Origin of the sequence: Streptomyces bambusae, assembly GCF_020532645.1 — a bacterium.
Classification (GTDB): Bacteria; Actinomycetota; Actinomycetes; order Streptomycetales; family Streptomycetaceae; genus Streptomyces; species Streptomyces bambusae.
The window spans coordinates 1-12340 of record NZ_JAJAUZ010000109.1 but is presented as its reverse complement, the minus strand read 5'-3'; the positions used below and the strand labels follow the sequence as shown (position 1 = coordinate 12340).

General features: G+C 75.1%; 10 protein-coding genes. 4 read left to right on the top strand and 6 right to left on the bottom strand.

Translation table 11 applies throughout. The features are described from left to right. A partial coding sequence (gene mycP, locus LG634_RS36780; RefSeq protein ID WP_226740800.1) for a type VII secretion-associated serine protease mycosin occupies window positions 1-961 on the bottom strand: 961 nt, incomplete at its 3' end. Between the two features lie 224 nt (window positions 962-1185). Further along, window positions 1186-1881: a hypothetical protein gene (locus LG634_RS36775; RefSeq protein WP_372482563.1), complete on the bottom strand. Its 696-nt coding sequence runs from the start codon at window positions 1879-1881 to the stop codon at window positions 1186-1188. A gap of 516 nt (window positions 1882-2397) precedes the next feature. Between LG634_RS36775 and LG634_RS36770 the strand changes: the two genes are divergently transcribed. After that, window positions 2398-3600, top strand: a complete 1203-nt coding sequence (locus LG634_RS36770) for an alanine racemase (RefSeq protein ID WP_226740798.1) — start codon at window positions 2398-2400, stop codon at window positions 3598-3600. Window positions 3601-3673: 73 nt separating this feature from the next. Here the strand turns inward: LG634_RS36770 and LG634_RS36765 are convergent, their stop codons facing one another. The 4 genes from LG634_RS36765 to LG634_RS36750 all read right to left on the bottom strand — a co-directional run bounded on the left by LG634_RS36765 (window position 3674) and on the right by LG634_RS36750 (window position 8695). Further along, window positions 3674-4975, bottom strand: coding sequence for a haloacid dehalogenase-like hydrolase (locus LG634_RS36765; protein WP_226740797.1), 1302 nt, complete (start codon window positions 4973-4975; stop codon window positions 3674-3676). Window positions 4976-5154: 179 nt separating this feature from the next. Further along, complete coding sequence (locus tag LG634_RS36760; RefSeq protein WP_226740795.1) at window positions 5155-5940, bottom strand: 3-oxoacyl-ACP reductase; 786 nt, start codon at window positions 5938-5940, stop codon at window positions 5155-5157. A gap of 5 nt (window positions 5941-5945) precedes the next feature. Next, window positions 5946-7313, bottom strand: coding sequence for an aldehyde dehydrogenase family protein (locus tag LG634_RS36755; protein WP_226740794.1), 1368 nt, complete (start codon window positions 7311-7313; stop codon window positions 5946-5948). Between the two features lie 8 nt (window positions 7314-7321). Further along, entirely contained in the window at window positions 7322-8695 is a 1374-nt protein-coding gene (locus tag LG634_RS36750) for a glutamine synthetase family protein (protein WP_226740792.1), read from the bottom strand. Between the two features lie 77 nt (window positions 8696-8772). Here LG634_RS36750 and LG634_RS36745 point away from each other — a divergent pair, with 77 nt between their 5' ends. The 3 genes from LG634_RS36745 to LG634_RS36735 all read left to right on the top strand — a co-directional run bounded on the left by LG634_RS36745 (window position 8773) and on the right by LG634_RS36735 (window position 11960). After that, on the top strand, window positions 8773-9519 hold the full coding sequence (locus LG634_RS36745; protein ID WP_226740791.1) for a FadR/GntR family transcriptional regulator: 747 nt from the start codon (window positions 8773-8775) through the stop codon (window positions 9517-9519). Window positions 9520-9697: 178 nt separating this feature from the next. Then, window positions 9698-11224, top strand: coding sequence for an ethanolamine permease (gene eat / locus LG634_RS36740; RefSeq protein WP_226740789.1), 1527 nt, complete (start codon window positions 9698-9700; stop codon window positions 11222-11224). Between the two features lie 34 nt (window positions 11225-11258). Further along, a complete protein-coding gene (locus tag LG634_RS36735) occupies window positions 11259-11960 on the top strand; it encodes a gamma-glutamyl-gamma-aminobutyrate hydrolase family protein (RefSeq protein ID WP_226740787.1) in 702 nt (233 codons plus the stop codon). The last annotated feature ends 380 nt before the right edge of the window (window positions 11961-12340 follow it).

The following is a 12340-nucleotide window of genomic DNA, read 5'->3' as shown; positions in this document are numbered from 1 at the left end:
GCAGCTCCGCCGCCGCGGCGAGTGCGGCGGCGGGGTCGACGAGGCCGTGCCCGCGGGCGTCGTCCCGGCCGCCTACGGGTGCGTCCCGGGCGGTGTCCGCGAGCAGGCGTTTGATCTGGGCGGGCGAGAGGTCGGGGCGGGCGGCGCGCAGCAGGGCCGCGGAGCCGGAGACGAAGGCGGCGGCGGCGCTGGTGCCCCAGCCCTCGTAGTAGTTGCGGTCGGGGTCGGCGATGACGATGTCGACGCCGGGGGCGCTGACGGTGGCGTACCAGTGGCGGGTGGAGAACGGGGCCTTGGTGTCGTGCCGGTCGACGGCGGTGACGGCGATCACGCCGGGGTAGGCGGCGGGGTACGAGACCCGGTCGCCGCCCTGGCCGCCGTTGCCGGCGGAGGCGACGACCACGATGCCCTTGGCGAGGGCGTACTGGACGGCTTCGTCCTCGGCGGCCTCGTGGTGGGCGGACGCGCTGTCGTCCCCGAGCGAGAGGTTGATCACGTCGGCGCCGTGGTCGGCGGCCCAGCGGATGCCCTCGGCGAGGGCGCCGCCCTTGCTCTGCCGGGCCTTGGCGCGGCCGGGGTCGCCCTCTTCGAGGATCACCCGTACCGGCAGGATGCGGGCGCCCGGCGCGATGCCCAGCACGCCCCGGCTCCGGCCGGGACCGTGTCCGCGGCCGGCGATGATCCCGGCCATGGCGGTCCCGTGCCGGGCCCAGGCCCGCTCGCCGCGGCCGGCGCCCATGCCGACGAGGTCGGCCCCTTCGAGGACCTGCCCGCGCAGGTCGGGATGGGTGCCGTCGACCCCGGTGTCGAGCACGGCCACGGTCACCCCGGCCCCGTCGGTGGTCCGCCACGCCTGCCGTGCGTGCAGTGCCTCCAGGGCCCACTGCCGGTCCCGGATCCCGTCGGCGTACGCGGGCGGCGCCGTCACGGTCACCCCGGCCGAGGCCAGCCCCAGCGCCACCGCGAACGCCCGGACGCCGCGCGTCCACCGCCGCCCCGCGCGGGGTCGGCCGGCCGCCCCACCGGCCCTTCCCCGGCCGGGGCGTCCGGCAGCGGCCTGGTGCGGGCCCCCGCCCGCGGAGCCGCACTCCGGGCGCTCCGGCCCGCCACACCCCACCCGCGCCGTCGGCCGGTACGGCGCCAGGGGGTCCGCCGGGGTCGGCGCCGGGCGGTGGGGTGTGCCGCTCATCGGCCGGCCTCCGGGCGGTGGGGGGTGGCCGCCGTGCGGCGGAGTGCGCGTTCGAGGCGGTCGGTGACGGCCCGGGCCTCGTGGGCGAGGCCGGACTGGGCGGCGGGGGTGGTGGCGCCGGCCGCGGCGGCGGGGCGGGGGCGGTCCACGGCCCGGCCGTCGGCGAACGCGGAGACGGCGTACACGACGACGGGGGCGTCGGGCAGGACGGACACCGCCCAGCTGGCGCGCTGCCGGTCGGCGAGGCCGTACGCGCGGGGCGGCGGGGCGGCCGGTTCGAAGCGGGTGCGCAGGGTGTCCGTCGCGGCGCGGCCGGCCGGGGTGAAGACCAGGCCGACGCTCAGGAGGGAGCTGCGGGTGGCGTCGGTGTAGGTGGCGCGCAGCAGCCGGGTGCAGCCGACGGGGGCAAGGGCCGCGTTCCACTCGGCCCCGAGTGCGGGGGCGCAGGGCCCGTCCGCTGCGACGGCCGTGCGCGTCCACCGGCGGTCCGCCCCGCCGGGCCCGGCGCCGTCCCCCACGAGCACGGGCGGCAGCAGCGTGTCGGCGGTCTCCTCCCGCCACAGCTCGCCGGCCCGCTCCCAGGCCGCCCGGTCGGCGGGTACTTCCTCCGCGGCTCCCGCGGCCCATCCCCCGACCACCGCACCCGCCAGTAATCCGCCGCCCAGCGCCCAGCAGACGACGGCCGCGGCCATGCTCACCCGCCCGGTCCGCGCCTCCCCGTCCCCGCTCCACGCCTCGGCAGCCGGCGAGGGGGCGGCGGGCGGGCGCGGGCCCGGCACTGGCGGCCGGGCCCCTGCCGGGTCGCGGCCGGACACCGGCTGCGGGGCCGTCAGAGGCGGCTGCTCCCCCGCCGGACTCCGGCCCGGCGCGGGCGGCGGCAGGTCCCACGGCACCGGTCCCGGCCCGTGCTCCGGGTACCGGGCGTACCTCAGAGGGGGACCGAAAACCGGACCCGGGCCGGGGCACCGTGCGGCGGACCGGCCCGGTTCAGGGGACCGGCCGGACCTCGGGCGCAGGTCGGGATCGCGGTCCGGGCCGGGGTTCGGGCCGGGGTTCGGTTCCGGGTGTCGGTCTGGTTCGGGGGCGTGGTGATCGGTCGTCATGCGGGTCCGCCCCCCGTTCCGTTCCCTCGTACGCGGCGTACTTTACGGGGATCGGTGTGGCGGTGGCCCCTACCCACCGGTAGAGCGATCTGGCACGCTGCGCGCATGACTTCCCCTGCCGCCGACCGGGCCCGTTACGACCGGGCCACCGCCCCTCTCGACGCTCCGCTCGCGATCGTGGATCTGGAGGCGTTCGACGCGAACGCCGAGGATCTGCGGCGGCGGGCCGGCGGCAAGCCGATCCGGGTGGCGAGCAAGTCGGTGCGCTGCCGGGCCCTGCTGGAGCGGGTGCTCGCCCGGGACGGTTTCGCGGGCCTGATGTCGTTCACGCTCGCCGAGTCGCTGTGGCTGGCCCGCTCCGGTTTCGACGACGTCCTCCTCGCCTACCCGTCCGCGGACCGGGCGGCGTACGCAGAGCTGGCGGGGGACCCGAAGCTGGCCGCGGCCGTGACCGTCATGGTCGACGACCTGGCGCAGCTGGACCTGATCGACGCCGCCCGGGCGGGCGGCGCCGAGGAGGTCCGGGTCTGCCTGGAGCTGGACACGGCGCTGCACCTGCTGGGCGGCCGGGTCCGGGTGGGCGCCCGGCGCTCCCCGCTGCGCGAGCCGGCGGCGCTGGCCGCGCTGGCCGGGGCGGTGCACCGGCGGCCGGGGTTCCGCGTGGTGGGACTGATGGCGTACGAGGGCCATGTCGCGGGCGTCGGCGACGCGGTGGCGGGCCGGCCGCTGCGCTCGCGGGCGGTCCGGCTGATGCAGGCGGCGGCCCGCAAGGAGCTGGCGGCCCGCCGGGCGGCCGCGGTGCGCGCGGTGCGGGAGGCCGTCGGTGAACTGGAGTTCGTCAACGGCGGCGGCACGGGCAGCGTGCAGCACACGGCCGCCGAGGACGCGGTGACGGAGATCGCGGCCGGCTCGGGCCTGTACGTGCCGCGGCTGTTCGACAACTACACGTCGTTCCGCGGCCGTCCGGCGGCGCTGTTCGCGCAGCCGGTGGTCCGCCGGCCCGGGGTGGGCGTGGTCACGGTGCTGGGCGGCGGCTACCCGGCCTCGGGCGCGGCCGGCCGGGACCGGCTGCCGACGCCGTACCTGCCGCAGGGGCTGCGGTACGACCCGCAGGAGGGGGCCGGCGAGGTGCAGACCCCGCTCCTGGGGGCGCCGGCCGACGACCTGCTGATCGGCGACCGGGTGTGGTTCCGGCACGCCAAGGCGGGCGAGATGTGCGAGCGCTTCGACGCGCTGCACCTGGTCGAGGGCGACCGGGTGACGGCGACCGTGCCGACGTACCGGGGCGAGGGCCGCACCTTCCTGTGAGCTGACGCGGCCCTGACGCCCGGTCGGTGCACCTCGCCGGTGCACGTCGTCGGTGCACCTCGCCGGCACGTCGTCAGTACACGCGGTCGGTCTGGTCGGGGACGATGCTGCCGTCCCCGCGCCGGACCGGCCCGGGCGTGCCGTCGGCCCCGGTGTGGCCGGTGGTGGCGCACGGGTACGGCGTCGTCTTCTGCTTCTTCGGCTCGATGAACATGGGGTTGACGATCCAGCGCCCGTCGGCGTCGTCGTACGCCCGGCACATCAGCTCGTTCTTGTTGCGGTTGAGGACCAGCCGAAGGGCCGTCGCGTCGCGCAGGAACGACACGTCGGTGTCGGAGTCGCCGGCGGCGAACACCTGCCGGCGGGCCGGCGGCTGGACCCGCTCGGCGGCGGCGCCGCGCACCCCGAAGACCACCTTGTTGAGCCAGCACCGCTTGCCGTCGATGTACGTGATCATCGTGTCGCGGCCGTCGCGGACGGTGCCGCAGCCCTCGAAGTGCGGGGTGAGGCGGCCGCCGGGGGTGGTGAGGTTGCGGATGCCGATGACGCGGCCGGCGTCGATGCCGATGCCCGCGGCCCAGACCTCGACCACGGGCTGCGGCGAGGCGGAGCTGATCCACACGTCGAACCCGGCCCGGTGGAGGGTGCGGACGAGGTCGCGCTGCTGGTCGTAGTAGCGGACCCAGCCGGTGGCGGTGCCGCTGCCGACGCGCTGGGTGGCACCGATGGGTGCGGCGAGGTTCTCGGTCCGGGCGGCCGCAGCGAAGGAACGTATCTGCGCAGAGGTCCAGCCGTGCAGGAGCTGGGCCAGCCAGGCGTACCCGGGCTCGGTGGTGCGGCGGTTCCAGCCGGCGAAGGCGGGCGCGCCGGACGTGGTGGCACCGGTGCCGTAGACGGTGTTGATCTCGTCGGCGCAGCCGGTCCCGGCGGGGGTGCCGGTGGGCAGCGGGGCGCCGGGGGCGGCGAGCCCGTCGCAGGCGGCCGCGAGGGCTCCGGCGGCGGGGGCGGTGAGGTGGCGGCTGGTGGTGGTCCAGTCGCCGGCGGGCCGGCGGACCTTCCCGTTCCGCAGCATCCAGAACATGGTGGCGTCGCCGACGTCGTTCTTGACGACGGTGTTGTCCCAGTCGAAGACGGCGACGGGCCTGGCGCGGCCGCCGGGCCGGTACGGGCTGCACCTGCCGTAGGTGTCGACGAGCTCCTGGAGGCGGGCCTGGTTGGTGCCGTACCAGCCGCCGGAGAGCCTCGGGCCGGTGCAGTCGGCCGCCGCCGGGCGGGCCGCGCGGGCGTCGGGCGTGGCGGCGACGAGCCCGCCGGCCGCGAGCGCAAGGGCCGCGGCGACGGCCGGCAGGACGCGCGGAATGCCGAAGGAGGTCACGCGGGGGCGCTCCCGTCTGGAGGGGGATGGGGGTCGGGCTCGGTGCGCGGACGCCATGCCCGGCAGCCGGGCGTCGTACGACGGCCCGGCTGCCGGGGTGGGGGGATCCGGACGGCCGTTGGCTGCGCCCGGCGGTGGGGGCACGGTCGTCCGGGGGACAGATGGCTCGGGGAACGGGCCTACAGCGGGGTGACGTAGGCGCCGGAGATGCCGCCGTCGACGAGGAAGTCGGTGGCGTTGATGAAGGACGAGTCGTCGCTGGCGAGGAAGGCCACGGCGGCGGCGATCTCGGTGGGCTCGGCGAACCGGCCCAGCGGGATGTGCACGAGGCGGCGCGCCGCCCGCTCCGGGTCCTTGGCGAACAGCTCCTGCAGCAGCGGGGTGTTGACCGGCCCGGGGCACAGCGCGTTGACGCGGATGCCCTCGCGGGCGAACTGCACGCCGAGCTCGCGGGACATGGCGAGCACGCCGCCCTTGGAGGCGGTGTACGAGATCTGCGAGGTGGCGGCGCCCATGACGGCCACGAAGGAGGCGGTGTTGATGATCGAGCCGCGGCCCTGGCGCTGCATGTACGGCAGGGCGGCCTTGCAGCACAGGTAGACGGAGGTGAGGTTGACGTCCTGGACGCGCTTCCAGGCCTCCAGGCCCGTGGTGAGGATCGAGTCGTCGTCGGGCGGCGAGATGCCGGCGTTGTTGAAGGCGATGTCGACCGAGCCGTAGGTGTCGTACGCGGTCTTGAAGAGCGCCTCGACCTCCTCGGCGTCGGTGACGTCGACCTTGACGAACGTGCCGCCGACCTCCTCGGCGGCCGCCTTGCCGGCCTTCTCGTCGATGTCCGCGCAGACCACATTCGCGCCCTCGGACGCGAGCCGGCGGGCGGTGGCGAGGCCGATGCCGCTGCCGGCCCCGGTGATGACGGCGGTGCGGCCGACCAGGCGGCGGCAGACGATCTCTTCGGTGCTCATCGGGTTCAGGCCTCCGTGCTGATGAAGACGTTCTTGGTTTCGGTGAACGCGGCGAGGGCGTCGGGGCCGAGTTCGCGGCCGAGTCCCGACTGGCCGTAGCCGCCGAAGGGGGTCCAGTAGCGGACGCTGCTGTGGGAGTTGACGGACAGGTTGCCGGCCTTGACGGCACGCGAGACCCGGACGGCGCGGCCCACGTCGCGGGTCCACAGCGAGCCGGAGAGCCCGTACTCGGTGGCGTTGGCGAGCCGTACGGCGTCCTCCTCGTCCTCGAAGGGGAGGATCACGGCAACCGGCCCGAAGACCTCCTCGGCGGCGACCGGGTCGGTGGGCGCGGCGCCGGTGACGAGGGTCGGCGGGTACCAGAAGCCGGGGCCGTCGGGTGCGGTGCCGCGGACGGCCGCGAGGTCGTCGCCGACGTAGGACCGTACGCGGTCCAGCTGGGCACGGGAGATCAGCGGGCCCATCTCGGTGCGCTCGTCGGCGGGGTCGCCGACGACGACCTTCTCGACGGCGGGGGCGAGGCGGGCGAGGAAGTCGTCGTACACGGACCGCTGGACGAGGATCCGGGTGCGGGCGCAGCAGTCCTGGCCGCTGTTGTCGAGGAAGGCCATCGGCGCGCTCGCGGCGGCGGCTTCGAGGTCGGCGTCGGCAAAGACGATGTTGGGGCTCTTGCCGCCGAGTTCGAGGGTGACGCGCTTCACGCGGGCGGCGCACTTGGCCATGATCTGCTTGCCGACCGCGGTGGAGCCGGTGAAGACGATCTTCGCGACGCCCGGGTGCTCGACGAGTGCGTCGCCGGCGACCGGGCCGGCCCCGGGCAGGACCTGGAACAGGTGCTCGGGCAGGCCCGCCTCCAGGGCCAGTTCCGCGAGCCGCAGCGCGGTGAGCGGGGTGGTCTCGGCGGGCTTGAGGAGGACGGCGTTGCCGGCGGCCAGCGCGGGGGCGGTGCCCCAGGCGGCGATCGGCATCGGGAAGTTCCACGGGGCGATGACGCCGACCACGCCGAGCGGTTCGAGGAAGGTGACGTCGAGGCCGCCGGGCACCGGGATCTGCCGGCCGGAGAGCCGTTCGACCCCGCCGGCGGCGAATTCCAGCAGGTCGCGGACGTTGCCGGCTTCCCAGCGGGCGTTGCCGAGGGTGTGTCCGGCCTCGGTGACCTCCAGCCGGGCGAGTTCCTCGCGGTGGTCGTCGACGACGGCGGCGAACCGGCGCAGCAGCCGGGCCCGGTCGGCTGGGGCCGCGGCGGCCCAGCCGCGCTGGGCGGCCGCGGCGCGGGTGACGGCCGCGTCGACGTCGGCGGCGGAGGCGGCCGGGACGGTGGCCACGACCTCTTCGGTGGCGGGGTTGAGTACCTGGTGTTCGAGCGGGTGCAAGCGGTGCCTCACATGCGTTCGAAGGAGCGGCGCAGTTCCCAGTCGGTCACCGCGGAGTCGTAGGCGTCGAGCTCGACGCGGGCCATGTTGCGGTAGTGGGCCACCACGTCGGAGCCGAACGCGGCCTTGGCGATGGCGCTGTTCTCCCACAGCTCGGCGGCCTCGCGCAGGGTGCCGGGTACATGCTCGTAGTCGGCGGTGTAGGCGTTGCCGGGGCAGGCGGGCGGCAGCTCCAGCCGGTTCTCGATGCCGTACAGCCCGGCCGCGACCAGGCCGGCGACGGCGAGGTACGGGTTGACGTCGCCGCCCGGGAGGCGGTTCTCGAAGCGCATCGACCGGCCGTGGCCGACGACGCGCAGCGCGCAGGTGCGGTTGTCCACGCCCCAGGCGACGGCGGTGGGCGCGAAGGATCCGGGGCGGAACCGCTTGTACGAGTTGATGTTCGGGGCGTAGAGAAGGGAGAACTCCCGGAGGGCGGCGAGCTGTCCGGCGAGGAAGTGCCGCATGACGGGGGACATGCCGTGCGGCGGGCCGTCGGCGTCGCCCGCCATGACGTTGCGGCCGTCGGCGTCGGCGAGCGAGAGGTGGATGTGGCAGGAGTTGCCCTCGCGCTCGTCGTACTTGGCCATGAAGGTCAGGGACATGCCCTCCTGGGCGGCGATCTCCTTGGCCCCGGTCTTGTAGACGGAGTGCTGGTCGCAGGTGACGAGGGCCTCGTCGTAGCGGAAGGCGATCTCGTGCTGGCCGAGGTTGCACTCGCCCTTGGCGGATTCGACGGTGAGGCCGGCGCCCGCCATCTCGTTGCGGATCCGGCGCAGCAGCGGCTCGATGCGGGCGGTGCCGAGGACGGAGTAGTCGATGTTGTACTGGTTGGCCGGGGTCAGGCCGCGGTAGTGGGCGTTCCAGGCCTGTTCGTAGGTGTCCTTGAAGACGATGAACTCCAGCTCGGTGCCGACCTGGGCGGTCCAGCCGTGCTCGGCGAGCCGGTCCAGCTGGCGGCGGAGGATCTGGCGCGGGGCGGGGGCGACGGGGGTGCCGTCGTGCCAGGCGAGGTCGGCCATGACCATCGCGGTGCCCTCGTTCCAGGGGACCCGGCGGAGCGTGGACAGGTCGGGGTGCATGGCGAAGTCGCCGTAGCCGCGGTCCCAGGAGGACATCTCGTAGCCGTCGACGGTGTTCATGTCGGCGTCCACGGCGAGCAGGTAGTTGCAGCCCTCGGTGCCGTGGGCGAGGACGTCGTCGAGGAAGAACGGTGCGGCGAACCGCTTGCCCTGGAGCCGCCCCTGCATGTCGGGGAAGGCCAGGACGACTGTGTCGATCTCGCCGGCGGCCACCAGGGAGCGCAGCTCCCCGATCGCCAGCGGCGGTGTGCGGTCTACCACGGGATTCTCTCCTTCGGTGCGCCGAGGAGCCATAAGGTATGGGGAAGAACCATTGCTTGGGAAGAGGGGAGGCCGCGATGGCGGTCGAAAGCGTGAACCCGGGGGGCGGGGACGGGCTGGGCCCAGTGCTGCGGCAGGTCCGGGCCGGCAACGGCTTCGAGGAGGCGCTCGCCCAGATCCTCCAGGTGGTCCGGCTCGGCCTGGTGCCCGCCGGCGAACGCCTGCCGCCGGAGCGGGAACTGGCCGAACGGATGGGAATCAGCCGGGTCACGCTGCGCGAGGTGCTGAAGGCGCTCCAGGAGCAGGGCCTGCTGGAGAGCCGGCGCGGCCGGTACGGCGGCACCTTCGTGCTGCCGCGCCCGGACACCCCGGCGGACAGCGCCGAGGCCGAGCTGCGCCGCCGGGTCGCGGGCGTGGACATCGAGGACGTGCTGCGGTTCCGGGAGGTGCTGGAGTCGGGCGCGGCCGGGCTGTGCGCCGCGCAGGGGCTGACCGGGCCGCAGGCGGACCGGCTGCGGGCGGCGCTGCGGGCCACCCACGACGCACCGCTGGCGGACTACCGGCGTCGCGACACGCTGTTCCACCTGGCGCTGGTGGAGCTGGCCGGCTCGCCGACCCTCACGGCCCAGTACGCGGCCGTCCGCGCGACCGTGAACGAGCTGCTGGACTGCATCCCGCTGCTGGTGCGCAACCTCGAACACTCCCAGCAGCAGCACGAGGTGCTGGTGGAGGCGGTGCTGGAGCGGGACGCGGAGGCGGCCCGCGAGGTGATGCGCGAGCACTGCTGCGGCACGGCGGCCCTGCTGCGCGGGTTCCTGGCGTGAGGCCCCCGCGTGACGGTTCCGCGTGAGGGTTCCGCGTGAGGGTTCCGCGTGAGGGTTCCGTAACCCGCGTTTAACGCACGGGTCTTGCGCATGGCCGGAACTCACCGCAAAGGTATGCGACTAAACCTTTGCCGGGGTACCGTCCACCCTGCGCAAGCATCCCGAGGCAGGAGCGCACATGGCCGACTATGCCGACGAACGCACCCCATCGGCGTCCGCGGGCCCGCCCGCATCCGCAGCTGCATCCGCACCGCCCGCCGTTCCCGCCTCCCCCGGCGCCTCTCCGGGCACCGACGCCGACGCCGCCTACCTGGAACGCCGTACCCTGCGCCGGGGCAGCGCCGGCTGGCTGCTGCTCACCGGGCTGGGCGTGGCGTACGTGGTCTCGGGCGACTTCTCCGGCTGGAACCTGGGCCTGGCCAAGGGCGGCTTCGGCGGTCTGGCGCTGGCCACCGTGCTGATGGGCGCCATGTACGCCTGCCTGGTGTTCTCCCTCGCAGAGCTGTCGGCGATCCTCCCGACGGCCGGCGGCGGCTACGGGTTCGCCCGGCGTGCGCTCGGCACCTGGGGCGGGTTCCTGACCGGCACCGCGATCCTGATCGAGTACGTCCTCGCGCCGGCCGCGATCGTCATCTTCATCGGCGACTACGTGGAGTCCCTGGGCCTGTTCGGGCTGACGTCGAGCTGGCCGGTGTACCTGGTGTGCTTCGCGCTGTTCATCGGCATCCACCTGTGGGGCGTCGGCGAGGCACTGCGGTTCAGCCTGGTGGTCACCGCCATCGCGGTGGCAGCGCTGCTGGTCTTCGCGGTGGGCGCGTTCACGGAGTTCGACGCGAGCGGGCTGGACGACATCCCGGTGGACCCGTCGGCGGCCGGGGCGAGTTCCTGGCTGCCGTTCGGGGTGCTGGGCATCTGGGCGGCGTTCCCGTTCGGCATGTGGTTCTTCCTCGGCGTCGAGGGGGTGCCGCTGGCCGCGGAGGAGGCGCAGGACCCGGTGCGGTCCCTGCCGAAGGCGCTGGCGATCTCCATGGGCATCCTCGTGCTGCTCGCCGTCCTGACCTTCTTCGCGGCGACCGGGGCGCAGGGTGCGGCCGCGGTGAAGGACGCCGGGAACCCGCTGGTCGTGGCGCTGGAGGGGGACGGCGGTCCGACCGCGCTGAGCCGGTTCGTGAACTACGCGGGCCTGGCCGGGCTGGTGGCCTCGTTCTTCTCCCTGATCTACGCCGGCTCCCGGCAGCTGTTCGCGCTGTCCCGCGCCGGGTACCTGCCCCGGTTCCTGTCGCTGACCAGCCGCCGCAAGGCCCCGTACCTGGGCCTGCTGATCCCGGGCGCGCTCGGTTTCGCGCTGGCCGCGGGCACCGGCAACGGCGCCCGGATGCTGAACATCGCGGTCTTCGGCGCGACGATCTCGTACGCGCTGATGGCGCTGTCGCACATCGTGCTGCGGCGGCGCGAGCCGGGGCTGGAGCGGCCGTACCGGACGCCGGGCGGGGTCGCGACGTCGGCGGCGGCGTTCGTGCTCGCCCTGTCGGCCCTGGTCGCCACCTTCCTGGTGGACAAGGACGCGGCATTCATCGCAGTCGCCGTGTACGCCGTCGCCCTGGCCTACTTCGCCTTCTACAGTCGGCACCGTCTCGTGGCGAACGCGCCCGAGGAGGAGTTCGCCGCCCTGGCCGCGGCCGAAGCCGAACTCGACCGCGGCTGATCCTGCCGCCCGATCCCCACCGGAGGTTCCCACCGTGCACAGGCCGCTCATCGGCATCACCACCTATCTGGAGGCGTCCACCCGCTACGGCCCCTGGGACGTGCCCGCGGCCCTGGCGCCCTCCGGGTACCACGAGTTCGTCCAGGCGTGCGGCGGCACCGCGGTGCTGCTGCCGCCGGACGAACCGGAGGCGGCGGCCGGGCTGGTCTCCCGGCTGGACGCGCTGGTGATCGCGGGCGGCCCGGACGTGGACCCGGCCCGGTACGGGGCGGTGCGCGACCCGCGCACCGGGCCGGCCGCGCCGGAGCGGGACGCGTGGGAGCTGGCGCTGGTACGGGCCGCCCTGTCCGGCGGGACGCTGCCGGTCCTGGGCATCTGCCGGGGCATGCAGGTGCTGAACGTGGCGCTGGGCGGCACGCTCGTCCAGCACGTCGACGGGCATGCGGCGGGGCCGGCCGTCGTCGTCCCGCACCCGGTGCAGCCGGTCGCGGGCACGCTGTACGGGTCGATCGCGCCGGAGCGGACCGACGTGCCGACCTACCACCACCAGGCCGTGGACCGGCTCGGCGCCGGCCTCGTCGTCTCGGCCTGGGCCGACGACGGCACGGTCGAGGCGGTCGAACTCCCGGGCCCCCAGTGGGTCCTGGGCGTCCAGTGGCACCCGGAACGCGGCACGGACCTCCGCCTCATGCACTCCCTCCTCGCCGCCACCCGCGCCCCCGTCCCCACGCCCTGACCCCAGCCCCCCGACCCGGCTGCCCACCGGGCGGGGCAACCTCCAGCCCCTCCGGCGCTTGAGGAGCGAGGTCCGGGGCAAAGCCCCCCAGCCCGCCAGGCCCGGCTGCCCACCGGACAGAGCACACTCCAGCCCCTCCGGCGCTTGAGGAGTGGGGTTTGGGGCGGAGCCCCCAGCCCGCCAGGCCCGGCTGCCCACCGGACAGGGCAAACCCCAGCCCCTCCGGCGCTTGAGGAGCGAGGTCCGGGGCAAAGCCCCCAGCCCGCCAGGCCCGGCTGCCCACCGGACAGGGCAAACCCCAGCCCCTCCGGCGCTTGTGGAGCGGGGTTTGGGGCGGAGCCCCCAGAACTGCAACCCGGCTGGCGCCGGGCAGGGGGGGG